The sequence below is a fragment of the Aidingimonas halophila genome (assembly GCF_900106955.1).
GTDB classification, from domain to species: domain Bacteria; phylum Pseudomonadota; class Gammaproteobacteria; order Pseudomonadales; family Halomonadaceae; genus Aidingimonas; species Aidingimonas halophila.
Genome location: NZ_FNNI01000006.1, coordinates 339,834 through 365,329, shown reverse-complemented (window position 1 = coordinate 365,329; position 25,496 = coordinate 339,834). Strand labels below are relative to the sequence as shown.

The 25,496-nt window shown below is 58.4% G+C and carries 23 protein-coding genes; 7 read left to right on the top strand and 16 right to left on the bottom strand.

Going from position 1 to position 25,496, the window contains the following annotated elements:
* Positions 1–21: 21 nt before the first annotated feature.
* Positions 22–1,740: an NADPH-dependent assimilatory sulfite reductase hemoprotein subunit gene (locus BLW01_RS13485; protein WP_092570557.1), complete on the bottom strand. Its 1,719-nt coding sequence runs from the start codon at positions 1,738–1,740 to the stop codon at positions 22–24.
* Positions 1,741–1,755: 15 nt separating this feature from the next.
* Positions 1,756–3,564: an assimilatory sulfite reductase (NADPH) flavoprotein subunit gene (locus BLW01_RS13480; RefSeq protein WP_092570555.1), complete on the bottom strand. Its 1,809-nt coding sequence runs from the start codon at positions 3,562–3,564 to the stop codon at positions 1,756–1,758.
* Between the two features lie 299 nt (positions 3,565–3,863).
* Between BLW01_RS13480 and BLW01_RS13475 the strand changes: the two genes are divergently transcribed.
* Together BLW01_RS13475 and BLW01_RS13470 are read left to right on the top strand one after the other, a co-directional pair.
* Positions 3,864–5,003, top strand: coding sequence for a zinc-binding dehydrogenase (locus BLW01_RS13475; protein WP_092570633.1), 1,140 nt, complete (start codon positions 3,864–3,866; stop codon positions 5,001–5,003).
* Complete coding sequence (locus BLW01_RS13470; RefSeq protein ID WP_092570553.1) at positions 5,000–6,064, top strand: proline racemase family protein; 1,065 nt, start codon at positions 5,000–5,002, stop codon at positions 6,062–6,064. Before BLW01_RS13475 ends, BLW01_RS13470 begins: the two co-directional genes overlap by 4 nt.
* Here BLW01_RS13470 and BLW01_RS13465 read toward each other — a convergent pair whose 3' ends face one another.
* Positions 6,065–6,499 carry a DUF488 domain-containing protein gene (locus BLW01_RS13465; protein ID WP_092570551.1) on the bottom strand — a complete coding sequence of 145 codons (435 nt, stop codon included), beginning with the start codon at positions 6,497–6,499 and terminating at the stop codon, positions 6,065–6,067.
* 26 nt (positions 6,500–6,525) lie between these two features.
* A complete protein-coding gene (locus BLW01_RS13460; protein WP_092570549.1) occupies positions 6,526–7,428 on the bottom strand; it encodes a LysR family transcriptional regulator in 903 nt (300 codons plus the stop codon).
* Between the two features lie 107 nt (positions 7,429–7,535).
* On the opposite strand from BLW01_RS13460, the gene BLW01_RS13455 reads away from it, so the two are divergent.
* Genes BLW01_RS13455 through BLW01_RS13445 form a run of 3 tightly spaced genes read left to right on the top strand, consistent with a single transcriptional unit; the run spans position 7,536 to position 11,218 of the window.
* Positions 7,536–8,417 (top strand): HalD/BesD family halogenase, encoded by an 882-nt coding sequence (locus BLW01_RS13455; protein ID WP_092570547.1) that lies wholly within the window; start codon positions 7,536–7,538, stop codon positions 8,415–8,417.
* 10 nt (positions 8,418–8,427) lie between these two features.
* Positions 8,428–9,711: a M24 family metallopeptidase gene (locus BLW01_RS13450; protein WP_092570545.1), complete on the top strand. Its 1,284-nt coding sequence runs from the start codon at positions 8,428–8,430 to the stop codon at positions 9,709–9,711.
* A gap of 16 nt (positions 9,712–9,727) precedes the next feature.
* The gene (locus tag BLW01_RS13445) at positions 9,728–11,218 is read left to right on the top strand and encodes a CoA-acylating methylmalonate-semialdehyde dehydrogenase (RefSeq protein WP_092570543.1); all 1,491 of its coding nucleotides are present in this window, start codon (positions 9,728–9,730) and stop codon (positions 11,216–11,218) included.
* Between the two features lie 120 nt (positions 11,219–11,338).
* Here the strand turns inward: BLW01_RS13445 and BLW01_RS13440 are convergent, their stop codons facing one another.
* Positions 11,339–12,235, bottom strand: a complete 897-nt coding sequence (locus BLW01_RS13440; protein WP_092570541.1) for a complex I NDUFA9 subunit family protein — start codon at positions 12,233–12,235, stop codon at positions 11,339–11,341.
* 41 nt (positions 12,236–12,276) lie between these two features.
* The gene (locus BLW01_RS13435; RefSeq protein ID WP_092570539.1) at positions 12,277–12,696 is read right to left on the bottom strand and encodes a secondary thiamine-phosphate synthase enzyme YjbQ; all 420 of its coding nucleotides are present in this window, start codon (positions 12,694–12,696) and stop codon (positions 12,277–12,279) included.
* Between the two features lie 139 nt (positions 12,697–12,835).
* Here BLW01_RS13435 and BLW01_RS13430 point away from each other — a divergent pair, with 139 nt between their 5' ends.
* Together BLW01_RS13430 and BLW01_RS13425 are read left to right on the top strand one after the other, a co-directional pair.
* Positions 12,836–13,489 carry a hypothetical protein gene (locus BLW01_RS13430; protein WP_092570537.1) on the top strand — a complete coding sequence of 218 codons (654 nt, stop codon included), beginning with the start codon at positions 12,836–12,838 and terminating at the stop codon, positions 13,487–13,489.
* Between the two features lie 83 nt (positions 13,490–13,572).
* On the top strand, positions 13,573–14,049 hold the full coding sequence (locus BLW01_RS13425) for a YbhB/YbcL family Raf kinase inhibitor-like protein (protein WP_092570535.1): 477 nt from the start codon (positions 13,573–13,575) through the stop codon (positions 14,047–14,049).
* A gap of 6 nt (positions 14,050–14,055) precedes the next feature.
* Here BLW01_RS13425 and BLW01_RS13420 read toward each other — a convergent pair whose 3' ends face one another.
* The 10 genes from BLW01_RS13420 to BLW01_RS13375 all read right to left on the bottom strand — a co-directional run bounded on the left by BLW01_RS13420 (position 14,056) and on the right by BLW01_RS13375 (position 25,462).
* The gene (locus tag BLW01_RS13420; protein WP_092570533.1) at positions 14,056–14,982 is read right to left on the bottom strand and encodes a 2-dehydropantoate 2-reductase; all 927 of its coding nucleotides are present in this window, start codon (positions 14,980–14,982) and stop codon (positions 14,056–14,058) included.
* 21 nt (positions 14,983–15,003) lie between these two features.
* Positions 15,004–15,960: a PA2778 family cysteine peptidase gene (locus BLW01_RS13415; protein ID WP_092570631.1), complete on the bottom strand. Its 957-nt coding sequence runs from the start codon at positions 15,958–15,960 to the stop codon at positions 15,004–15,006.
* A gap of 8 nt (positions 15,961–15,968) precedes the next feature.
* On the bottom strand, positions 15,969–16,367 hold the full coding sequence (locus BLW01_RS13410) for a PA2779 family protein (protein WP_092570629.1): 399 nt from the start codon (positions 16,365–16,367) through the stop codon (positions 15,969–15,971).
* 169 nt (positions 16,368–16,536) lie between these two features.
* A complete protein-coding gene (locus tag BLW01_RS13405; RefSeq protein WP_092570531.1) occupies positions 16,537–17,379 on the bottom strand; it encodes a nitrilase-related carbon-nitrogen hydrolase in 843 nt (280 codons plus the stop codon).
* Positions 17,380–17,482: 103 nt separating this feature from the next.
* Complete coding sequence (locus BLW01_RS13400; protein WP_092570529.1) at positions 17,483–18,367, bottom strand: glycine betaine ABC transporter substrate-binding protein; 885 nt, start codon at positions 18,365–18,367, stop codon at positions 17,483–17,485.
* A 53-nt stretch (positions 18,368–18,420) separates the two neighbouring features.
* Positions 18,421–19,152: an ABC transporter permease gene (locus BLW01_RS13395; RefSeq protein WP_092570527.1), complete on the bottom strand. Its 732-nt coding sequence runs from the start codon at positions 19,150–19,152 to the stop codon at positions 18,421–18,423.
* Positions 19,153–19,156: 4 nt separating this feature from the next.
* Complete coding sequence (locus BLW01_RS13390; protein WP_092570525.1) at positions 19,157–20,311, bottom strand: ABC transporter ATP-binding protein; 1,155 nt, start codon at positions 20,309–20,311, stop codon at positions 19,157–19,159.
* A 49-nt stretch (positions 20,312–20,360) separates the two neighbouring features.
* A complete protein-coding gene (locus BLW01_RS13385) occupies positions 20,361–21,026 on the bottom strand; it encodes an ABC transporter permease (RefSeq protein ID WP_092570523.1) in 666 nt (221 codons plus the stop codon).
* A 181-nt stretch (positions 21,027–21,207) separates the two neighbouring features.
* Positions 21,208–23,982 carry a cation-translocating P-type ATPase gene (locus tag BLW01_RS13380; protein ID WP_092570521.1) on the bottom strand — a complete coding sequence of 925 codons (2,775 nt, stop codon included), beginning with the start codon at positions 23,980–23,982 and terminating at the stop codon, positions 21,208–21,210.
* 133 nt (positions 23,983–24,115) lie between these two features.
* Positions 24,116–25,462 carry a Na+/H+ antiporter family protein gene (locus tag BLW01_RS13375; RefSeq protein ID WP_092570519.1) on the bottom strand — a complete coding sequence of 449 codons (1,347 nt, stop codon included), beginning with the start codon at positions 25,460–25,462 and terminating at the stop codon, positions 24,116–24,118.
* Positions 25,463–25,496: the final 34 nt, after the last annotated feature.

Here is a 25,496-nt window from a genome sequence, read left to right as displayed (position 1 = left end):
GCCAGCAGCCGTATCGCGCGGCTAGTCGTGAAAATGTCGACCCGCCGTGGTTGCAGCGATGATTTCCTTGCGAATCACGAAGTCACCGAACGATTCACCTTCGATACGCTCTCTCGCGAAACGTTGGAGCAGGGGCGTGAGTTCTTCAAGGATTGTATCCTCGTCAATGGTTTCACGGTACAGCTTGTTGAGACGACGCCCGGTGAAGCTGCCACCGAGATAGAGGTTGTAACGTCCCGGTGCCTTGCCGACGAAGCCGATCTCGGCCAGATAAGGGCGGGCACAGCCGTTGGGGCAGCCGGTCATGCGAACGACGATGGCGTCGTCGGACAGACCGGCATCGTGCATGGCTTGTTCCAGCTTGTCGATCAGTGACGGTAGATAGCGCTCGCTTTCCGCCATGGCCAGTCCGCAGGTGGGAAAGGCAACGCAGGCCATCGAGGACTGACGCAAGGCCGAGACATTCTTCACCATATGGTATTTATCGATCAACGCCATGATGTCGTCGCGCTTGTCGTCGGCGACATTGGTGATGATCAGGTTCTGATTGGTGGTCAGTGCGATGTCGCCGTCGTGAATGCGAGCTATCTCGCGCATGCCGGTGAGCAGTTGCATGCCGTTGTCGAAATCCGCGATACGGCCGTTCTCGACGAACAGACCGAAGTGCCAGTTGCCGTTGTCGCCCTGGTGCCAGCCGTAGCGGTCGCGGTTGCTGTCGAAATGAAAATCGTGTGGCTCACTCAGAGAGTATCCCAGCTGTTTTTCGACCTCTGCGCGAAACCATGCGATACCATGATCTTCGACGGTGTATTTGGTGCGGGCGTGTTTCCGATCGTGCCTGTCACCATTATCGCGTTGTACCAGCATGATGGCCTCGGCCACTTCGACGACCTGATCGGGAGTGCAGTAACCGACGACATCGCTCAGCCGTGGAAAGGTGGCCGGTTCGCCATGGGTCATGCCCATGCCACCACCGATGCATACGGTGAAGCCACGTAATTCGCCTCCCTCACTGTCGGCGATGAAGCCGACATCATGTGCAAAGACATCGACGTCATTCTCCGGGGGAATGGCCAGCGCGATCTTGAATTTGCGGGATAGATAATGCTTGGTGTAGAGCGGTTCCTGCTCTTCCTCACCACCGGCGACACGCTCTTCTCCCAGGAAGATTTCATGGTAGGCGCGGGAACGGGGCAGCAAATGGGCGCTGAGTTCCTGTGCCAGTTCGAACACCCGGCGATGCGTCGTCGATCGGTGAGGGTTGGCGGTGCAGATGACGTTGCGGTTCACGTCGCCGCAGGCAGCGATGGTATCCAGCATCGCCTCGTCGATGGCCTGGAGGTGCGAGCGCAGATTTTCCTTGAGTACGCCATGATACTGGAACGTTTGCCGGGTCGTGATGCGCAACGTGCCGTTGGCGTAACGTGAGGCAATATCGTCCAGAGTCAGCCATTGTTGCGCAGACACCAAGCCGCCCGGTATGCGCAGCCTTACCATGAATGAATACAGCGGCTCGAGTTTCTGGTGGCGCCGTTCGCTGCGCAGATCACGGTCGTCCTGCTGGTAGAACCCATGAAACTTGGTCAGTTGGGTGTCCGCGTCGCTGACAGCGCCACTGGCTCGGTCGGCCATGCTCCGACGCAATGTGCCTCGCAGGTAATCGCTCTCTGCCTTGAGGCGTTCGTTGGGGTGCAACTCCTCGAAGGAGATATCGTGTAATTGCTGGATGATATCGCCCATGCTGATACCTCCGGTTCAATAGACGTCACGCTGATACCGTTTGGCCTGCTGGAGCTCGCGAAGATACTCCCTGGCGCCGTCTTCGTCGTAATTGCCTTCCGTCCTTATGACATCGAGCAGGGCATCATGTACATCCTTCGCCATGCGTTCCCCATCACCGCAGACATAGAAATGTGCGCCCTCCTGCAGCCAATGGAACACTTCAGCAGCATGCTCGCGTATACGGTGTTGGACATAGACTTTTTCTTGCTGATCACGGGAGAAGGCCACGTCGAGGTGTGTCAACAGTCCTTGTTTGCGCCATTGCAGCATTTCAGCTTGATAGAGGAAATCGCTGCGAAAACGGCGATCACCGAAAAACAACCAGTTGCGGCCTTTGGCATCGCGTTCCTCGCGCTCTTGCAGAAAAGCGCGAAACGGCGCGATGCCCGTTCCCGGCCCGACCATGATGATCGGTGTGTCGTCATCATGAGGCAGCTTGAAATTCTTGTTGCGGTCGACATAGATCGGCACCGTATCACCAGGCTGTACCCGGTCGGCGAGGTAGGTCGTTGCCACACCACCACGCGAACGTCCATGTGACTCGTAGCGCACGACGCCGACCGTCAGATGTACTTCGTCGGGTGCCGCCTCGTAACTGGAGGCGATCGAGTAAAGCCGTGGCGGTAGCTTGCGTAGTGCCTGGGTAAACGTGTGGGCATCGATCTCCTTGACCGGAAAATGCTCGATCACATCGATGATGTGACGGCCTTCTACCCAGTTTCGCAATTCATCACGCGACTCCTGATCCATCAAGCGTCGAAGTTCGGCCGCGTCGGATACCTCGGCCCAGTGCTCGAGAAACGGACGGGTCAGCGTGGTGACTTCGAATTCGTGGAGCAGGGCATCGCGCAGAAGTCGCCCCTCACCGAGATCGGCATTGCCATCCAGGCGTAGGGTGTCGAGCAATTCATCGACATACGCCGGGTCGTTCTGCGGCACGACACCGATGGCATCGCCGGGTTCGAAACGCAAGCCCGAGCCTTCCAGCGACAGCTCGATGTGTCGGGTCTCCTTGTCGGAACCACGTCCGTTGAGTTCGATCGATTCCAGCACTTCGGCATGAAAAGGGTGTTTTTTGGAATGATTTGCCTGGGGAGTGGTATCGACCACCGTTGTCGGTCCGGCACTTGCAGCGGCCTGTGTATCGTAAAGCTCGGCATAGCGGTCGAGCACCGATTCGATCCAGCGTTCGGCATCCTCATCGAAGTCGGTATCACAATCGACACGCTCGTGGATGCGTTGGGCGCCCAGTGCTTCAAGACGAGCATCGAAATCTCGGCCCGTCTGGCAGAAATGCTCATAGCTGGAATCGCCGAGGGCCAGTACCGAAAACCGCGTTTGGTCATCCAGCTTGGGGGCCTTGCGAGTATGCATGAGCTCATGAAAGCTTTCTGCAGTATCCGGCGGATCGCCATCGCCCTGGGTGCTGACTACCACCATCAGGTTGAGTGGGACTTTGAACGTTTTCTTGCCGGTGTCGGCCATGTCCAGCAGGCGGACATTGAATCCCCTGGCCTTGGCCCGGTCACTGGCCAGTTCGGCCACACTCTCGGCATTGCCGGTCTGGCTTCCGTATAGTACGACGATCTCTGTGGCCTGAGTATCCGCTGTGGATCGAGTGGACGCACCCGCGGTGTTCTCTTGTTGAGCACTCAGCCCGGTGAGATAACCGCTCAGCCAAGTCAGCTGGTGTGAATCGAGACCTTCCAGCGCTTCGTTGAGACGCTTGGCCTGTTCGGCGCTCAGTGGACTGTTGGTGTCGAGCAGGGAGTGTTGTGTCATCGAGATAGCCTCATCTCGCGCTACCGGATGACAAGGTTAAAGGCCGTCAAAAAGAATTAAAAATTATATATAACTATTTTTGTATTCTTTTATGGAATTTATGGCCAAGTCCTTGAACGGGACCCGGGTAGCTGATTTGGTTGCCGTTGGACCGTTTGTCTGGTGTGTCTTGTACATTTTTCCGATGAGGCTCTCTGATCCAGTGTCAAAGTTTGATATCGTTCCGCGCTGATTGCACCGGCCAATAAAGGAGATGCGACGTGAGCGCTGTCTCTCAATCGGACCCCCTACCGAAGACCATGGCCGCCATGGTGCTGACGGGACATGGCGGCATCGACAAACTTGTCTATCGCGACGATGTTCCCATCCCGTCACCGGATTCCAACGACGTGTTGGTCAAAGTGACCGCCACCGCCAAGAACAATACCGACCGTAAAGCACGTGAAGGACTGTATCCCACCGACGAGCAGGAGGACGTGACCTCCTTTCAGATCGGTGGGTCGCCGACGCTGACCTTTCCGCGTATCCAGGGCGCCGATGTCGTCGGCCGTATCGTGGCTGTGGGGAATGACGTGGATGCCGGTCGTATCGGTGAGCGTGGATTGCTGGATTTCAATCTCTATGCCGACAAGCGGCCGGATATCAACCTGACACCGGATTATTACGGCCATGGTGCGGACGGCGGTTTTGCGGAGTATGTCGCAGTGCCGGCGGATCAATTTCACAAGGTGGACAATCCCGAGCTGGCGGATGCAGAACTGGCGGCGATGGGCATGTGCTCATATCAGACGGCACTACACATGCTCAACGCTGCAGGCGTGACAGCGGGTGAACGCGTGCTCGTGACGGGCGCCAGTGGGGGAGTGGGTACGGCACTGATCCAACTCTGCCGCATCCTGGGAGCGGTCCCCTATGCGCTCAGTCAGCGAGACAAGGCGGACGCACTGCGTGCGCTGGGCGCTGAAGCGGTGCTGGATCGCGGGGACATGAGCGATTTCACTGATCGGGTACGTGCCCTTACCGGTGATCGTCCCATCGATGCCGTCATGGATCTTGCCGGCGGCGAGATGACCGACCACTTCATCGATACCATGATCTTTGACATGCACGCTCGTGACACCTACCCCCGGCTCAGCATAGCCGGTGCCAGTGCCGGCAATGTCAGCGAGATCATGTGGACGCGTATCTACCTGTATCAAGTGCAACTGTTCGGCGTCTCTCACGGTACCCGACAAGAGGCTGAACAATTGGTGGCCTGGATCCGCGAAGGGCAACTCAAGCCGGTATTGCATGCCGCCTTCAGACTGTCCGACCTGCACACGGCGGAACGTTATTTCGTCGAACGCAGCCGTAACTACCTGGGAAAGATAGTGATTGTCCCGGACTCACAATGGCAAATGCATGGCGCACCTTATGCGCTCGAGGAATTAGACGGATGAGCGGAGAACTCTCACTCCAATTGATCGACACCCATGCCGGCGGAGATGTCAGCCGTATCGTCGTTGGTGGTATCAATGCGTTGCCGGGCGAGACCGTGCGACAGCAGATGGAATACTTGCGCGACGATGCCGACGGGTTGCGTGAATTGCTGATCAATGAACCCTTCGGCATTCCCGAGATGTCGGTGGATCTCATCGTGCCGCCCACCGATCCGCAGGCTCAGGCGGGCTATATCATCATGGAAGTGATGGGGTACCCCATCTATTCCGGCTCCAACACGATCTGTACCGCGACGGCCGTACTGGAGAGCGGGCTGGTGCCCAAGAAGGAAGGTCATCAGCGGTTCGTGCTGGAAGCACCGGCCGGTTTGGTACACATCGATGCCTACGTGGAAAACGGCGTCGTGGAAGCGATCACCTGTGAAGGCCTGCCCAGTTATATCGATACCTATCGGGCGACCATTCATGTCCCGTCGATTGGTCATGTGACTTACAGTGTCGCTTACAGCGGTGGATTCTATGCGCTGGTGGATGCCACCGAACTCGGCTTCGCGTTGACCCGCGACGAGGAGAGTCGTCTGACGATGTGCGCTCATGCCATCGTGGAGGCGATTCAGGCCGAACGCGGCTTTTCCCACTATACGCTCGGCGATGTCGGGCCGCTGCCGTTTCTTCATTTCATGGGGCCGGTCGAACAAGTCGCCGACGACTTCTATCGTTCGCGTTCGGCGACCTATGTCCATCCCGGTGTGATCTGTCGCAGCACGACCGGAACGGGTACCTCCGCCCGGTTGGCGCTCATGCACCATGAAGGCCGTATTCGTCCGGGAGACAAGCTGGAAACCGTATCGTTGCGTGAAACCGGCTTTATCGGTGAAATGACGGGAACCCGCAAAGAAGGCGCGTATGACGTGGTGGAAAATACCATCACTGGCAAGAGTTATGTGCTGGCGCGTTCGGATATCGTCATCAACTGTAGCGATCCGATCGTGCGCTGCGACAGCCTTCACCACATTCTCAGCGATGTTAAGCCCAACGAGGCTCAACTTGTCGTTGAGTGATCACGACTCCTGATCGTTCGGGCTCGCATAGCAGGGCGGTGAACTTGGTTCACCGCCCTCGGCCTGACGATCCTCTTCCTCGAGAGCTTCCAGCACGGTGTTGCGCAGGATCGGCAGATGCGACTGCTCGAGGTCGCGACTCGCGGACAGCAGTGTCAGGGTTCCCTGGCGCGCCCACTTCATCAACGGTACCAGGCAGTCAGGGGCGTCGGTCATTTCCCAGCGGTAGCGGCGTTCGAACACAGCCCTTGATATCCGCTCCTGGTGCCAACTTCGCCGCAAGCCATTGGAGGGAGAGGCATCCCGATACCAGTCGGTCAACGCCAGGCTGTCGCGGCGCTTGCCGCGCGGCCACAGGCGATCTACCAGCACGCGAGCGCCATCGTCCTGCTCGGGTTCGGCATAGACACGCTTCAAGCGGATATCATAGCCCACGGCAATGCTCCTGTGCGTTCATCGACTCATTCGGTCGCGGATGATGCAACGGTTTCGTTGAGTGTTTCAAAGCATTCGACGGATTCCGTACCGGTAACGATAGCTTCGAGTTCGTCGCAGAAAAAGTGGAAGGCTTCGCTGGAGCGGCCCGGCGAACGATGCATCTCGATCTCGACATGGCCGAGTTCGGGTAAGCTTGCGTCGTCACCGACGATACGACAGCCCGGGGGCACGCTGCGCGGCGTTTTTACCGTCATTGCCAGGCCCGCCTGGACCGGCAGGTTGATGCCAGTGGGGGATTGGCTGGAGTAGCGTACGTCCCAGCGCCAGTCGTCTCTCCCCAAAGCAGCAAAAGCGTGGGCACGAAAGATACAGCCCTCCGGGTTGAGGGCAAGCGGCAGGGTCTCCCACTCGTCGGGCGACTTGTCGTCGGCGATGACCCATACCATGGGTTCGCGGCCCAGCAACTGGCCGGATTGGGTCGGCATGTGACGGATGACCAGTGCAGCATCGAGTAACCCCTCCTGAAAATCGTGAATCAGGCGAGCACTGATATCGCAGATGACTTCGAGCCGGACGCCAGGGAACTGTCTGGCGAAGCGGGGCAGTAGTTCGGGGAGGTACGTACTGGCCTGCTCTTCCGAGGTGCCGAGGCGGATCAATTCGCCCTGACGTTCTGCACCCATGATGCGTTTTGCCTCATCCTGTAACTTGAGAATATGTCTTGCATAAGGCAGCAGCCGGCCACCGGGAGGTGTAAGTACGACGCTTCGGCTGGTGCGTTCGAACAAGGCTTCACCCATCTGGTCTTCGAGACGCTTGATCTGCAAGCTGACGGCCGATTGCGTGCGGTGTAGAACCTTGCCGGCGGCACTGAATCCCTCGCATTCGGCGACGGTCACGAAGGCGCGCAGCAGGTCGGTATCCATAATCAATGAGCCCTTGCAATGAATTTTATCTTAACCATTCATTTCTATTATTGAATCTGGCTGGCTACCCTGTCCATACGTTATCCAAGATGGCAGGAGCAATGACAATGCACGCCACAGCGCAACAGGAAGACAATACGTCACTTCATGGGCTGATTGATATCGAGCATTATCCGATCAACCAACTCGATGGTCAGGCGGGTCAGCGTTTGATTGACGAATGCCGCCAGCAACTCGCCGATGACGGTTGTGTGGTGCTCAAGCGTTTTGTGCCCGAAGAGGCGTTGGCTCGGCTGGAACGGGAAACCGAACGCCTGTCTCCCAAGGCGCATTATAATCAGACCGAGACCAATCCCTACAATAGTGACGGCGATCCCGACCTGCCGGCCTCCCATCCCAGGAATCGGTTCGATGATCGCACCAACGGGTTCGTGGCGGGTGACTGCATCGATGACAGCACCATTATTCGACAAGTCTATCAGAGTCCGGAGTTTCAGCGTTTCATCGCGGCCGTCGTCGGCATGGATGAAATTCATGAATATGCTGATCCACTCGCCGGTCTGGTCATCAATGTGCTCCGTGAAGGATGTCAGCATCCCTGGCATTACGATACCAATGAATTCATCGTCACCATGATGACGCGGCAATCTCATGGCGGTGGACGCTTTGAGTACGCCCCGGGGATTCGCAGTCCGGAAGGTGAGAATTTCGAGGAGGTCGAGAAAGTGCTCGATGGCGACCGCTCGACACTCAAATCGTTGGACCTCCAACCCGGTGATCTGCAGATATTCTTCGGTCGCTATTCGCTGCATCGTGTGACGCCGGTGGAAGGCGACAAGGAGCGCCATACCGTCATCTTTGCTTACGCCAAGGAGCCCGGCTTCATTGGAAGGCCCGAACGTGCCCAGCGCATTTTCGGACGTATGGCACCGATCCATGAACAGCTGCTGAAGGAAGGGATGCAGCGTAGCGATAACCTCCAGGACTGACAGGTATTCAATGAGCATCGTCGATTTCGAGAATCTGACTGACAACGAACCCGACAACATTCCCGTGGTGCCATCGGCGCCGATGGCCAATACCGACAGCATTCCCACTGCGTTCAACCCCCGGCAATTGCGTGCCGGGCGGTTGCAGCGATTGCGGGCGATGATGGCTGAACAGGGCTATGCCGCCGTGGTTCTCTTCGATCCCTACAATCAGCGCTATGCCACCGGTTCGCGGAACATGTTCGGCTACTTCCTGCGCAATTCCACGCGCTACATTTACGTGCCGCTGGAAGGTCCGGTGATTCTGTTCGAATACCCGGGCAGTGCGCATGTATCGACCTGGCTGGAAACCATCGATGAAGCACGTACCTCCAAGGTGGTGTGGTCGGCGGTCAATCAGCGCGACAACATGTCTTCCGATCCTTTCGGTATCGAAATCGCCGAATTGATCGAGGAACACGGCAAAGGCAACAAGAAGGTCGGTCTGGATCGCTGCGCACTCAACCTGGCACGCTCCCTGGAAGCTCAGGGGCTCGATGTGTATGACTGCATGCAGGATACCCTCCACTGCCGACGCATCAAGACACCGGAGGAGATTGCCTGTCTGGCGCAGTCCATGGCGGGTAGCGAAGCGGCGGTCGCCGAGGTGGAAGCCAATATCAAACCGGGGGTTCGCGAGAACGACCTGTTCGCGATTCTTTATGGAGAAGTGATCAGACAGGGTGGGGAATTCATCGAGACGCGCCTGCTGTCATCCGGTCCGCGTACCAACCCCTGGTTCAATGAGGCCAGTGATCGAGTGATCCGCACCGGTGAACTGGTGGCATTGGATACCGATACCATCGGCTGTCACGGTTATTACTCGGATTTCTCGCGGACCTTTCATGTCGGCCCCGGCAAGCCGACTGCCTACCAGCAAAGCTTGTATCAGATGGCTTACGATCAGGTGCATCACAACATGAGCATTCTGGCGCCGGGTATGAGTTATCGCGAGATTGCCGACAAGGCCTGGAAGATTCCCGAGCGCTTCCTGGATCGCCGTTATCCTTCGGTCATCCACGGTGTCGGCATGCATGGTGAGACGCCGCTGGTCGCTCACCACATGGACTTCGATCGCTTTTCCAAGGATGGCATTCTGGAGCCCGGCATGGTGGTTTCGGTCGAGAGTTACATCGGCGAAGTCGGTGCGGCCGACGGTGTGAAGCTCGAAGAGGAAGTGCTGGTCACCGACACCGGCATCGAGAAACTCAGTCGCTATCCATTCGACGAAGCGTTGCTTGGCAAGCATGTTTGAAGAGAAATCATCCCCAATGACTGATGTGAATCACTGGATTGCCGGCGAGCGTATCGCCGGCGATCGCACGCTCGATGTCGTCAATCCCGCTACCGCTGACGTCGTTCGCCATGTCGCCCTGGGAGACAGCGCCACGGTAGAGCGCGCCATCGATGCGGCACGTACTGCCTTCCCGGCCTGGCGCGATACGCTACCGGCAAAGCGCGCTCAGGTCATGTACCACTTCAAGATGCTGCTTGAGCGTGACGCCGATGAGATCTGTCTGTTGGTCAGTCAGGAACATGGCAAGGTGCTGGAAGATGCCATGGGCGAACTCAAGCGTGGTATCGAGAATGTCGAATATGCATGCAGCGTACCGGAACTGCTGAAAGGGGAGTATTCCCATAACGCGGGTCCCGGTATCGATACCTGGTCAAATCATCAGCCGCTCGGTATCGTGGCCGGCATTACACCGTTCAATTTCCCCGTCATGGTGCCGCTCTGGATGGTTCCCATGGCGATCGCCTGCGGTAATGCGTTCATTCTCAAGCCTTCCGAACAGGCACCTTCGGCGGCTCTCAAGATGGCCGAGCTGCTGGAAGAAGCGGGTTTGCCGTCGGGCATCTTCAGTGTCATTCACGGGGATCGCACAGCGGTGGAAGCACTGCTCGATGCCCCGGACGTGAAAGCGCTCTCTTTCGTCGGCTCCACGCCTGTCGCGAAGTCCATCTATCGCCGTGGCGCCGAAAATGGCAAGCGCGTGCAAGCCCTGGGTGGCGCCAAGAATCATGCCGTGGTCCTGCCTGATGCGGATCTGGACAATGCCGCCAATACATTGATCGGTGCGGCTTATGGCAGTGCCGGCGAACGCTGCATGGCGATCTCGGTCGCTGTCTGTGTCGGTGACGATACGGCTGATGCCTTGGTCGGCAAACTGGCCGACCAGGCGCGTATGCTCAAGATAGGCCCCGGAACGGAACGGGGATTGGATATGGGCGCCTTGATCAATGCCAGCCACCGCGACAAGGTGGCCGGCTATATCGAGGAGGGCAAGGCTGCGGGTGCCGATCTGGTGGTCGATGGCCGGCAGCACCCGTTGGTCGATGAGTCGCCCGGCTACTTCCTGGGGGCGACGTTGTTCGATCGTGTCACCCCGGAGATGAGCATCTACCGCGACGAGGTCTTCGGGCCGATGCTATGCGTCGTGCGTGTCGCGACGTTCGAGGACGCCATCGCCCTGATCAATGCGCATCAATATGGCAATGGCACCTGTGTCTTTACCCGTGACGGTGAAGCCGGCCGCCGATTTGCCGACAGCATTGAAGTCGGCATGGTGGGTATCAACGTTCCGCTGCCGGTGCCGGTCGCGTTCCACAGTTTCGGTGGCTGGAAGGAATCGCTCTTCGGCGATCTTCACGCCTACGGCCCCGACGCGGTTCGGTTCTATACGCGTCGCAAGGCCATCTCCCAGCGGTGGCCGCGCACTCAACAGCGGGAATCCGCCCAGTTCAACTTTCCCTCGAACTGAGCCGTCAAACCAACGGCCCAACTCGCAACGCCCGTCCGGTAAGTCCAGACGGGCGTTCTGTTGGGCTGGAAACAAGCTGACTATGAATAGGAAGCTACCTCAAACCCCGATTGTCGTTTTTCAGGGCAGGCATTCCGGCAGGCTCTCGCGCAAGGTGCGTGGTTCGATGCCGAGTTCCGAGAAAGTGCCGACATTGTCGCTTACCACGTTGTCCTGTTGCATGAGAATGATCTGATCGTGTGTCAGCGGAGCGTTGGGTAGCCGTGACGTCACTGTGGCGAGGATACGCCAGATCGGAAATGGCACGGGGACCAGTGGGCGTGGACGATTCAGGTGGACGAGCACCCGTTTCACGATGGCCCGATACTCGGCGATTTCTCCTCCGCCTAGTTCGAATAAGCGCCACTCGGGAGGATGGTCGCTGACGAGTCGGACGATGGCGCGGGCGATATCGACAACATGAACGGGCTGGAGTCTCGTGCTGCCATCACCAAATAGCGGGATGAAGGGGAGACGACTCAACGATGCCAATGTCGAGAGAAAGGTATCGCTTGGTCCGAACAGCACGCTGGGGCGCGCGATCACCGCTTTGGGAAACGCCTTGATGACTTGTGTTTCTCCCTGTGCCCGGGCACGCACATACGCTGAAGACGATTGCGGATCGACGCCGATGCCGGAGATGTGTATCAGGCTGTCGATGTTCGCGTCGTGGGTGAGTCTTGCAAGACGTGCGGCGCCCTGGACATGAATCGTATTGAAATCGAGCTCACCGCCTTCGACATAGAGACTGACGGCATTGATCACGCCATCGGCATCCGCCAAGGCCGCGCTGATACTGCTCTCATCCCGAATGTCAACCGTAGCGAGTTCAAGGTGATCATCCTCATCGGTCCAGTCCGGAAGCCAGGGGTGGCGAGCCGCGATCCGCACTCGACGGCCGGCATCCGCCAGCTCGCGCACGATGGTACGGCCCAGAAAGCCGGTGCCTCCGAATACGACGATCAATCCATCACTCATGGCGTTTTCTCACCTGTCCGACCATGCCGTGCCAGCATGCATTATTCACCGTTCAAGGTAGCAATGATGCGACGTTGCCCACCGTGGTCCCGATGTTCTCCCAACCAGATGCCCTGCCAGGTTCCCATGGCGAGTCGTCCATTACGGACTGCCAGGGTGAGCTGTGTGCCCAGCAGGCTGGCCTGAATATGTGCCGGCATGTCGTCGGGGCCTTCCAGGGTGTGACGAAAGTAAGGGAGGTCGCCAGGTACCAAGCGGCGTAGATACGCCTCCATGTCATGGCGTACGTCGGGGTCGGCGTTTTCGTTGAGCGTCAGCGAAGCCGACGTATGTTGCAATTGCAGGTGGAGCAGGCCGGTCGTGATGTCATCGAGACGTGGCAGCGCATCGACGATGTCATCGGTAATCAGGTGAAAGCCCCGTTCTCGAGGTGTCAGGCGAATCTCGTGCTGGTCCCACATGATCCACTCTCCTGTTGTAGTACTTCATGATGGGGGTGATGACTGGCCCACTATAGGAACATCAAACCATCAACGCGTTCTATGCTAATAGAAACCGGTGTCTTGCGACGACCTTGTCAGGAAGACAGAAGGAGGACGCATGTCAATGATCCCTGTACACCACGATGCCGACGCGCAAGCGGCGTCCCTTGCATCGCGGATTCTCGACATGGCACTGCTCATGGCGGAAGAGCGTGGCTGGGAGGCCGTCACCCTGTCGGACGTGGCCATGCGGTTGGATGTTCCGCCACGAGCCGTGCTTGATGTCTATCGGGACCTCGATGCCGTGGCCAATGCCTGGTTTCTGCGCGGTTGGCGGGCCATGCTGGCCGATAAACCTGACGATTTCGACGACTGGCCGCCCAAGGATCGTATCCGACACTGCATGCTGGCCTGGTTCGATGCCATGGCCATCCATCGTCGGGTGACGATACAGATGCTGCGTACCAAGATGCATCCGCCCCACATGCACACCTGGGTACCGATGATATTCGATCTGTCGAGGACCATTCAGTGGCTACGCGAGGCGTCGAGACTCGAAGCGCCCTACGGTACCCGTCGGGCACAGTGCGAAGAGATCACACTGACGGCGCTGTTTCTTGATACGCTACGATACTGGGCCAGAGATGAGTCGTCGCATCAGGCCAGGACCCGCCGTTTCCTGAACAGGCGACTGACGTATGGCGAACGTCTGATGCGTTGCTTCGGACGCGATGAAAGAAAGCATCAGCGTCAGTCGTCAATGGCCTGGTGAAGCGTTGACAGTTCCCCCCACTCTCTCTGACGCTAGAGATCGTTCAGTCGTTGTCCCGTTATCAATGGAAGGAGGAGTTCACGATGGGTTTTGCATTATCTAACATGCAGGTAGGCAGCGTATCATTCGAAAATCTCGGAGAGATCCCGGCCAAGTACACCGGAGAGGGTGATGATATCTCGCCAGTGCTGACCTGGAGCGGGGCACCGGAGGGCACCCAGGGATACGCAGTGATCTGCCATGATCCGGATGCCCCCCTGCTCAAGCCGGGTAGCTACGGTTTCGTTCACTGGGTACTTTACAATCTGCCGGCTTCCATCACTCATCTGGCCGAGGGGTGTACCGAAGGTACCGCTGGTGGCAACGATTTCGGCAATACCGGCTATGGTGGGCCGATGCCGCCGGAAGGGCATGGGAAGCATCACTACTACTTCTGGGTTCTGGCATTGGATCAGAACCTCGACCTGCCGGCAGGGCTCGACCTCGAAGATTTCCTGGCCAAGGTCGAGCCCCATGTATTGGGCATGAACCGCTTGATCGGTACTTATGAACGTAGCTGATTGCCCTCAGTTGCGTGCTTGTCGTTCCTGAGGAAGCAGCGCGGCATGAATCACGGCGTTGACCGGGGTGTCGACGCCGCATTTCTGTCCCAGCCTGACAACGGCGCCATTCTGGGACTCGAGTTCGGAAGGGCGTCCCGCCATGATATCTCGCTGCATGGAAGCCGTGCTGCTCTCGGGCAGGGCTTCGATGAAATTCATGGCACGTTCGATGGCATCATCGGGCATGTCGACACCGCTGGCCCGGGCGACATCGCAAATTTCTTCCATCACGGCAATGAATAAGCGACGCGTTTCATCCAGGGAGCGTGTTTCGCCGATTGGCGCTCGGGTGATGGCACCAACTCCACTCATGGCACAGATGAACAGGAATTTACTCCAGATGGCAACCTGAATGTCGTCGGGGATTTCGGCATTGATGCCCGTGGCACGAGAGAGTACTGTCCTGAGATTCTGAGTCCGCTCACTTGCCCGGTTGTCGCGTTCTGCCAAACGGATGAACGGGTCAACACCGGCGTGTCGAATGTGCCCGGGCGCTTCGCGGTAGGCGACGATACCGCATAGTCCGCCCAGCACATGATTGTCGCCGAGTTCGGCGGCCAACTGGTCGGCGGCTTCCACCCCGTTTTCCAGTGGCAGTACCATGGTCCGCGCGCCGATCAATGGGCGCATGGCCCTGGCCGCATCGATGACCTGCCAGGCTTTGACTGCCACGATCACGCAGTCCACTTCGCCGATAGCCGTAGGGTCATCGGTGGCCCGAGTTTCCGTCAGATGGATATCGCCATTGGGACTCGAGATGAATAGCCCTTCGTCCTGAATGGCTTTCAGATGCTTGCCTCGTGCGATAAAGGTGACATCCTCTCCGGCTTCGGCTAGGCGGCCACCAAAATAGCCGCCGACACCGCCTGTACCATAAATGGCGAAGCGCATGATTCGCTCCTTACTGTCGCTTTACTCTGAGGGTAGCCCCTCCAGTGCCCGCTGCGCCTGTGCCTGCCATTCGCTGGGGAGGGTTGCCGACTGGTTGAGAGCCTCTCGGGCAGCGTCATTGTCCCCCATGTCTTCCAGGGTCAGACCAAGGTTGAGCCAGGCAACCGCCAGACTGGCGTCCTGTTCGGTGGCCTCACGAAATGCATTGGCTGCCGCTTCCGGGTCGCCCGCCGCATATTCGGCGTTACCCAGTGCAAACCACCCCATGGCCATCGAGGGCCAGCGTTCGGTCAGGGCTCGCCAGCTTGGCAATGCCGTTTGTGGGTCGTTGACGCGCTCGAAGTCGGCAATGGCGCTCATGGCCCGGTGTCGACTGATACTGTCGGGTAACTCCCCCGGAGGGAGGGCGACGACAGCCCATCGTTCGCTGCGGGCCCAGGTGTTGTCGAAGGTGCCGAACGACGTTCGGGTTTTCGCCTCCATGCCGCTATGCAGGATGAGTTCACGCGCATCCATGTCGTAGCCGATGGCAACGGCGTAATGCCAGACCGGCCAGGCAGGTAACGACAGGTTCTGCATGACGATCACCGGGTGATCGTTGGCGATCTCTCTCAACAGCGCTTCGAAATTGCTATCGATCACGAAGGGAACGCGCTCATAGCGCCGCAAGGTGGCGAGCATCTCGGGTTGGACGCTGCCCTCGCGTTCCGGCAGGAAGACTTGCGGGATCAGCGTATCGACATCTGCATCGATACCGCTGGCGTTGAGTACCATCGCCAGTGACGCCGGTCCACATTGATAGTCCCGTTGGCCATGGAAGGGCACGTCATCGAGTGTGACCTTCTCAGGGATACCAAGCCGATCGGGGCTTTTTAACGTTGGGCTGCCGGCACAGCCACTGAGGAACAGTAGCGTGACTACCAACAGCAGAACGCCCGCAGGGCGGGCGTTCACTGAGAACCGTTGAACGCGTTGCATGATGCGCATCAACGGGTGAAGGGGAACACATCGGTCAGTCCCAGGATGTCGGTGACCAGCAGGATCACGAAGACGGCGAACAGGGCGCCGACAACACTGGCACCAGCCGGCATGTCATCGAGACGGTCGGCCATGTCATGGACTTCCTGGTCGGATAGCGCATCGACACGATCCCGCACGTCGGCTGGATCGACCCCTTGAGCCAGGAGTTGGTCCTGTACGTCCTGACGTGACAGGACGTCGTCGATACGCTCGCGATCGGCCTGCACTTGGTCAGCACTCAGCGCATCCTGAGTGGATACCAGACCACCCTCAGTCGGGGAGGCAGGCGCTGCAGCCACCGGGAGGCTCCCCAGGACCAGGCAGGCAATCAATAGCGGGCTAAGGACTCGAGCAAGTTTCTTCATCATGGGATGTTCCTTACTTTTGGGATGGCTTCCGGCTTCTTGATGATCCTTGAGTCTGCGTCTGACGTCCATGCGATGCCCCTTAAGTATAGAGCGAAATGACCCTGATTTTCATGCCCTTTTTGCTATTTCGGTGTGTAATGCCCCCTTCAATGGTTTGGATTCCGGCTTACCGGTAGCCGGCCATCAACTCTCTTACCAGCGGCGTATCGGCATCGCGCAGGGTCGGTAGTTCGAAACGGGCTCGGGCGATAGCGGTCCGCGACAGATCGGCATGCACCAGTGTGTCGCCATTGCCCGCTTCCGCCAGGATATCGCCTCGTGGCCCCAAAATGCGAGACCCACCCCAGAAGTGACTGTTTCCCTCCGGGCCGTAGCGGTTGGCCATTATCACCGGCGTACCGTACGTCATGGCGTAGAAACTCAGGTTGAGAGCCCAGTTGCGCTCGTTGGAGAAGTCCTCACTGACGATACCCGTGGCGGAATTGATCGGTGCACAGAGCACGGTTGGTCGCTCCAGCAGGGCGGCATGAACGAGCGCCGGGTTCCAGAGATCGGCACAGATCAACTGGGTGGCTGTCCAACCGGCGCGGATCGAGGTGTGTGTCAGTGCTTCGCCGTGCGTGAACCACTTGCCTTCCTCGAGACCGCCGTAGGTGGGCAGGTTGAGCTTTCGGTGTACGGCCAGGATGTCGCCCTGCTGAAGAATCGCCAGAGCGTTGTAGTACTCCCCCGGGCTCGCCTCCTCGACAAAGCCGACGACAGTCTGCATATCGCCCACGGACTGGGCGAGTCGAGCCAGGGTAGATGCCTCCAGAGGGCAGGCCACTTCCAGAACCCGGCCGCCCAGGTTATAACCGGTCAAGGAAAGTTCGGGAAAAACCAGAAGTTCGACCTCTGCCTCGCGTGCCTGGGCGATGATGTCCATATGGCGCTCGAGATTGGTCTCGACATCACCGAGTTCGGTGTTGATCTGGGCAGCACCGACCCTGAGTTGATCCTGATAGTGCATATGAGCACTCCACAATGGCGGATAACGCATGAGGCCGCCAATAAGGCGGCCTCGGATAGACAATGCATATTCTGCCAGCCTCATTCGGCCGACGGAATCCGGCTCAGATCAAATCGTGTTCTTCCAGAAATTCGCGAGCGACGTCTTCGATGGTTTCCCTCTCGACGTCCACTGCCGCGTTCAGCTCAGCCATGGTGTCATCGTCCAGGAGCTCGGAGAGCTTGTTGAGCTGCTCTTCAAGATCGGGGTGCGCCTCCAGCGTTTCCTCCCGAATCACGGGGGTGAGAGCGTATGCCGGGAAATAGCCCTTGTCGTCTTCCAGAACGGTCAGGTCAAACGCAGGGATACGGCCATCGGTGGCGAAGACGACGGAGACGTCGACTTCCTCATCCCGCAGTGCCGGGTAGGTCAGGCCGGTATCCATTCGCTTGATGTTGGCGCGACCGAATTCGAAATCGTAGGCTTCCTGTAACGGGCGCAGGCCATCATCACGGGAATAGAACTCGGCGTTCGAGGCCAGTGTCAGCTCGTCGCCGTCATTGATTGTCTCGGCCAGGTCGGAAATGCTCTGGATGCCGCGCTCTTCGGCATCGTCGGCGCGCATGGCAAGCGCATAGGTGTTATTGGCCGAGGAAGGAGCCAGCCAGACCAGTCCTTTCTCGGCGTCCAGTTCCTTGACGCGCTCATAGGTTTCATCGGCATCAAGCTTTTCGTCGACCTCGTTATAGTTGATCAAGGACGTACCGGTGTACTCCCAATAGAGGTCGACCTGGCCATTTTCCTGCGCCTGACGGAGGACCGATGAGCCCATACCGGATCGCTGGTCGACATCGTAGTCCAGGGCATCCAGATACTGGGTCGTCATGCTGGCCAGAATCTGCTGCTCAGTGAAGTTCTTGCCGCCGACGACGATCTCTTCGGCTGCGGCGTTGGTCGTCAGGGCACCGGCTAGCGCCAGGCCAGTCAGGGTACGAACGATGGTTTTCATTATGATCTCCTCGTTTTTCAAGTGATGGTGTGAACCATCGGTTGAATAGTGAATCAGGCTCGCGAGGGATTCACCCCGCGGGGCACGACGATGAATGCGATGGTGGCGATCAGCGCATCGACAGTGATCGCCAGTAGCGCCGTTGGAATGGCACCCGACAGCATCATGATGGGGTCGTAGAGGTCGATGCCGGTGAAAATCAGTTCACCCAGGCCACCGGCGCCGATCAGAAACGCCAGTGGCACGGTGCCTACATTGATCGCCAGTGCCGTGCGGATACCGGCGAAGATGACATACAGTGCGTTGGGCAATTCGACACGGAACAAGCGCTGAGTCGGCGACATGCCAATGCCCGCTGCGGCTTCCATCAGGGCGGGGGATACGCCTTTCAGGCCGGCATAGGTGTTACGGGCAATGGGCAACAGCGTGGCAACGAACAGGCCAAAAATGGCTGGTACGGTACCGATGCCCAGAAAGCTCATTGACAGTGCCAGTACGGCCAATGTCGGAATGGTCGTCCCCACGTTCAATACTTGCATGAGGGATTCCGCCACTTTCGCCATGCTGCGACGTGACAGAATGATACCCAGTGGCACGGCTACGCCGATGGCCAGACTGCCTGAAACGGCGGTGAGCCATAGATGCTGTACGACGAGGTACTGCACATCCGGCAGGTAGAACATGAAATCGTCGACCAGCCCGCTGGACTGACTCCAGACGCCGATAAAGAAGACCACGACCAGTATCAGCGCACGCAGGGCGCCTTGCATGCTCTGGATCGGCATAGGCTTACACCCCCGTGTTTTGGTCGGCGACGCTATGTTCCGCGACGCGATGGCGGGAGCCCAGATGATGGGTGATGGCCCGCTGGGTGATCTGGCCCATGATGCGTTCGTCATCGTCCACGCAGGGCAGCCAGGTCATGTCATTGGAGAACATCAGCGAAGCCACCTTGCGTAGGTCATCGTCTAGATGAACCGCGGCGGGGATGCCCTGGAAGTGATCCCGACAATAGCCTTTGGTCGTTCGTGCTATGGCCCGAGTGATCATCCCGGTGGGACGTTGCCGATCATTGATCATCACGATCGCGTTCTGGTAACCGTAGTCGTCGATGCGCTGCAGTGCGGTTTCAAGGCTGTCATCGGGGGTGACGGTACCTATCTCGTGCGACATGACTTCCCGAACCTTGACCAGGTTCAACCGTTTCAGTGCGCGATCCTCGCCCAGGAAGGACTCGACGAAGGCATTCTTGGGGGCGGCGAGCAGGTCGTCGGGGGTCGAATACTGTACCAGCTTGCCTTCCCGAAAAATGGCGACCCGATCACCCATTTTGATCGCTTCATCGATATCGTGACTGACGAACATGATGGTCTTCTTGAGATCCTGCTGCATCTTGAGGAACTCATCCTGAATCACGGCGCGATTGATCGGGTCGATGGCCCCGAACGGTTCGTCCATCAACATGACAGGCGGGTCGGCAGCCAGAGCGCGGGCGACTCCGATACGCTGTTGCTGGCCGCCGGACAGTTCACTTGGATAGCGTTTGAGAAACGCGTCGGGCTCCATGGCGATCATCGCCATCATCTCCCGGGCACGCTCCTTGTAACGCTTGGCATCCCAACCCAGTAAGCGTGGAACGGCGGTGATGTTCTCTTCGATCGTCATGTTCGGGAACAGGCCGATCTGCTGGATGACATAACCGATGTTACGGCGAAGCTCTTGAGTATTGAGACCGGAGGTGTCTTCATCGTTGATGAATACCTTGCCCGATGTCGGTCGTACGATGCGGTTGATCATCTTCAGCGTCGTGGTCTTGCCGCAACCCGAGGGACCGAGCAGTACGCAGATTTCGCCCCGGGGCACTTCCATGCTGATATGGTCCGCGGCAACCACCGCGCCCTTGGGCGTGTCGAAGACCTTGGTCAGGTTATCGAGTCGAATCATTCATGTGTCCTTGTTCGTTAGGCGGAAGTCGTTGACCCGTCGCAGGATGTCAGGGGCTGGAAGCGGCACGTTCCAGACCTTTGGGGGTCAAGCGTTTCTGCAGTGCCAATAGCGAATAGTCGACGATGATCGCCAGTAGACTCACGGCGACGGCGCCTACGATCAGCTGGCGTGGGTCCGACTGGGAAATGCCGCGGCTGATGAAGGTGCCGAGCCCACCAGCTCCGATATAGGCGGCAATCGCCATGACGCCGATGTTGAGTACCACGGCGGTACGAACGCCGGCCATTATGACGGGGACGGCGAGAGGAATCTCGACCATGCGCAGTCGCTGGTTGGCACTCATGCCGATACCGCGTGCGGCTTCCCGCAAGGCGGGATCGACATTGTTGATGGCGGTGTAAGTATTACGAATGATCGGCAGCTGTGAGTACAGCAGAACGGCAATGACTGCCGGTACGTAACCGATCCCCTGGCCGATGGTCGACAGGATCGGAATCATGATCCCGAACAGTGCGATGGAAGGGATCGTGATAATGATGGATGCGATGTAGAGAACGGTGCGGGCAACGGTTTCGTTACGTGTAATGGCGATACCGATAGGCACACCGGTCAGGGTAGCGATCCCGACGGCAACACTGACCAGCGAGATGTGTTCCAGTGTCCGGGTGCCCAACAACTCGATATTGTTGAAGGCGTACTGAATCAGTTCCAAATGCAGTCTCCTCTCGGCATCGGCCCTTGTCTGACATGACAGGGTTCTCGGCAGCCAAGCACTGGCTGTCATAAGCCCCGTCGTGAATTGACATTAGCTTAGCAGAGGGAGTGATCTATTTGTTTTGATAATGAATAACGATATAAAATTACAATAATTGATGATACTGATTCATTCCTCATCATGTTGTCTTGCGTGGTGTCAGAGGGTCATGAGTAGACGAGCGCCCCCTGAGTGAGCGATGAAAATATCTCCATACTCCCTTTTCCAGTTCGACGATGAGAAACAGGATGATGCTGGCCGAGACGATGACCAGCCAGTGGATGAGTGACAGCGCCTCATTACCGAAGAGGCGTTGCATGAACGGCAGGTAGGTCCAGCCCAACTGCAGCAGTACGACCAGAGTGATCGCCAACCATACCGAGCGGCTGCCGAAGACTCCCTGCTTCGACAACGCACTGTAAACAAGGTATCGGCTGTTGATCAGGTAAGCGGCGCTGCCCATGACCAGTATATTGACGGCCCCGCTGCGGGCCAGGGCCTGGCTGTTACCCTGAATGTCGTGCAACCAGGTGAACATGCCGAAGACGCCGGCCAGTAACAGGACCGATACGAATACCACGCGCCACAGTAGAAAACCGTCCAGCAAGGGGGCGTCAGGATTCCGAGGGTGTCGTTTCATGAGATCGGGTTCGCCGGGCTCGAAAGCCAGGGCAAGCCCTAAAGTGATGGCGACGACCATATTGACCCACAACGCCTGTAGCGGTGTCACCGGCAATGAACCGCCGGCCAGGACGGCAAGAAGAATCGAAAGCCCCTGTCCGCCATTGGTGGGCAATAAAAAGGTGATGGTCTTGCGGATATTGTCATAGACCTTGCGGCCTTCTTCGATGGCGCTGACGATGCTGGCGAAATTGTCATCCGCCAGCACCATTTCTGCGGCATTCTTGGCGGCCTCCGTCCCCTGGACACCCATGGCGACCCCGACATCGGCACGCTTCAGGGCGGGGCCATCGTTGACCCCGTCGCCGGTCATTGCACAGATGCCGCCCCGGGCCTGCATGGCCTTGACCAGTCGCAGCTTGTGCTCGGGGGCGGCACGAGCGAATACGTCGATCTCGGTAATACAGGCTGCAAGATCGGCATCACTCATGGCTTCGATCTCCCGACCGGTGACAGCGCGGTCGGTGTGGGAAAAGCCCAGCTGCCGAGCTATCGCGAGCGCGGTCTCGGCATGATCACCGGTCACCATGACGGGGCGAATACCCGCTGTCAGGCAGCGCTCGACAGCGTCGATGACATCCTCCCTTGGTGGGTCGAGCAGGCCGACCAGCCCCAGCAATACCAGCCCTTCCTCGGCATGTTCATCGGTCAGGTCTCCGGCGTGGGGCTCCCCGGTTTTTTCGGCCAGGGCCAATACGCGTAAGCCACGGGACGATAGTGCGTGGATACGGGCGTGCCATTCCTGCGTGTCGAGCGGTTGTGTCTGATTACCGACGCGAACCCGATGGCACATCTCCAGCAGCCGGTCCGGGGCCCCCTTGACGAACAGGCAGGTGGTGCCGTGGAGGTCGTGCAGGGTTGCCATGTAACGACGCTCCGACTCGAAGGGGATGGCATCATGGCGGGCATGATCGTGACGTAATGTCCGAAACGATAGCCCCGCCTTGGCGGCAGCCACGACCAGAGCGCCCTCTGTAGGATCACCATGAATATGCCAACGGCCGGCTTCTTCGGCCGATTCGGCGTCGTTACATAGCACGCCGGCACGAAGCAAGTGACCCAGATCGGGCTGGTCATCAAGCGATACGGTAGTGGATGCATCATTACCGTCGTCATCGAGTGCGACGAAGTCGCCTTCCGGCGCATAGCCGACGCCCGTGACACGGAATTGGCCTTCAGGCAGCCAGATGGCTTGTACCGTCATCTCATTGCGGGTCAGTGTCCCGGTCTTGTCGGAAAAAATGGTGGAAATCGATCCCAGCGTTTCGACTGCAGGCAGGCGCCGAATGATGGCGTTGCGTCTGGCCATTGTTTGCACGCCCAGTGCCAGCCCGATGGTGACGATCGCGGGCAGGCCCTCCGGAATGGCTGCGACTGCCAGGCCGATGCTGGCCATGAACATGTCGCTCAATGGTTGGTCGTGGACCAGAATGCCGAACACCCCGGTGAGCAGTGCCGTCAGCACGATCACGATGGCGAGCGTGCGTCCGGCACGGTCGAGCTGGCGCAGTAGCGGCGTTTTCAGTTTCTCGACGTCGCGCAACAACTCCGATATTCGTCCAATTTCGCTACGTGCGCCTGTCTCCACGACAACGCCGGTGGCATTGCCCTGAGCGATGATGGTCCCCGCATAAGCCATGTTCGAACGTTCAGCCAGCTCGGTGTCGTCAGCGACGGGCATCGTCTGCTTGTCGACCGGGACCGACTCGCCAGTCAATGCTGCCTCATCGGCTCGCACTCGCTTGGCATCCAGCAGGCGAAGGTCCGCCGGCACGCGGTCGCCGCTTTCGAGCAGCACGATATCGCCGGGGACCAGTACTTCGGCATCCACTTGCCGACGCTGCCCGCCCCGCACGACATTGGCCCGGGGCGACAGCATGCGCCGAATACTGTCCAGTGCCTTCTCGGCCTTGCCTTCCTGGATGAACCCGACCAATGCAATGATGACCACCACGCCAAGAATGGCCAGTGTGTCCAGCACATGTCCCATGCCCAGGCTGGCCAACGCAGCGACCAGCAGGATCAGCATCAGCACGTTATTGAACTGGACCAGGAGTCGTTTCCACCAGGGGCGAATGCGTTCCTGCTGTAGCCGGTTCCGTCCGTGGATATCCAGACGATGCTGGATCTCGGCGTCATCAAGCCCCTGGGTGTGGGAAGTCAAGCGTGACAATGTCTCTTCGACAGATAGGGCATGCCAAGGTGGGCGAGGCGGTTCGTTCGATGCGGGCATTGGAAGACTCTGGATCACAGTGATAGGGCATGACTACCTGTTTAGCACAACATATGCTGCACTGCAGTGATCCAGAGCAAGAAATGAGTCATTCACCAGGTTGCCGGCATGTGTCGGCAACCTGGTGGTAGGGTCAAAGCACCATTGCCGCCAGCCAGCCGAAAATGATGAGTGGGATATTGTAGTGGAGGAATGTCGGTACGACGGAGTCCCAGATATGGTCATGCTGACCATCGGCGTTGAGCCCTGCCGTAGGGCCAAGCGTCGAGTCCGACGCCGGTGAGCCGGCATCGCCGAGTGCGGCAGCGGTGCCGACCAGTGCGACGGTGGCCATGGGAGAAAAGCCGAAATTGAGTGCCAGCGGCACATAAAGCGAAGCGATGATCGGTATGGTCGAGAACGACGAACCGATGCCCATGGTGATGAACAGCCCTACCAGCAGCATGATCAGAGCCGCCAGGCCACGGTTGTCGCCGATCACCTCGGTCGAACTGGCGACCAGTGTCTCGACCTGTCCGGTTTCCTGCATCACGCTGGCAAATCCGGCTGCAGTGATCATGATGAAACCGACCAGTGCCATCATTCGCATGCCTTCGGTGAAAATATCGTCCTGTTCGTGCCAGCGAAACACGCCACTGACCGAAAGCAGGGCAAAGCCGAACAGTCCGCCCAACACCATCGAGTCTGTCAGTAGCTGAATCACCACCGTGCCCACCAGTGCGACGGCCAGCACCAGCATTTGCCAGGTAGCCAGGTGTTGAGCTGCCTGGGCAGGTCGCTCATCGCCATGAGCCAGGTCGCGATCCTCGTACACGCGTTGACGGCGGTAGCTGAAGAAAACGGCGATAATCAAACCCAGTAGCATGCCGCTGATGGGAATGCCCATGGCCAAAGGCACCATCCCGGCATCCACTGCAAGCCCTTGTTCGGCGCCCGCTTCATTGATGTTCCCCAGCAACAGATCATTGAGAAAGATCGAACCGAAGCCTACCGGCAGCAACATATAGGGGGCGGTAATACCGAAAGTGATCACGCAGGCCACGGCGCGCCGATCCAGTTGGAGATGGTTCATCAGCTTGAGCAGAGGCGGAACCAGCACGGGAATGAATGCAATATGCACCGGAATCAGATTCTGTGAGCTGATGGCGGCAGCGAGCAGAGCACCCAGCAACGTCAACACCACCGATCGGTGTCTCCGATCATTGTTATCCAGCCCCAGCCGGTGGATGGTGCGATCGGCCAGTAGTTCGGTCACTCCTGAGCGGGATAGCGCCACGGCAAAGGCACCGAGAACGGCGTAGGAGAGTGCAATGGTAGCCCCATTTCCCAGCCCATCGTTGAACGCATCGAGAACCTCCGATAGGGGCAAGCCGGCGTAGAGACCGCCGACCAGGCTGGCGATGATGAGGGCAAAGACGACGGAAATGCGAGCGAGACTCAAGGTGACCATCACCAGGATGGCCAGAACGACGGCATTCATGGCGGACTCGTGTCGTTGGAATGGATGGTACGTT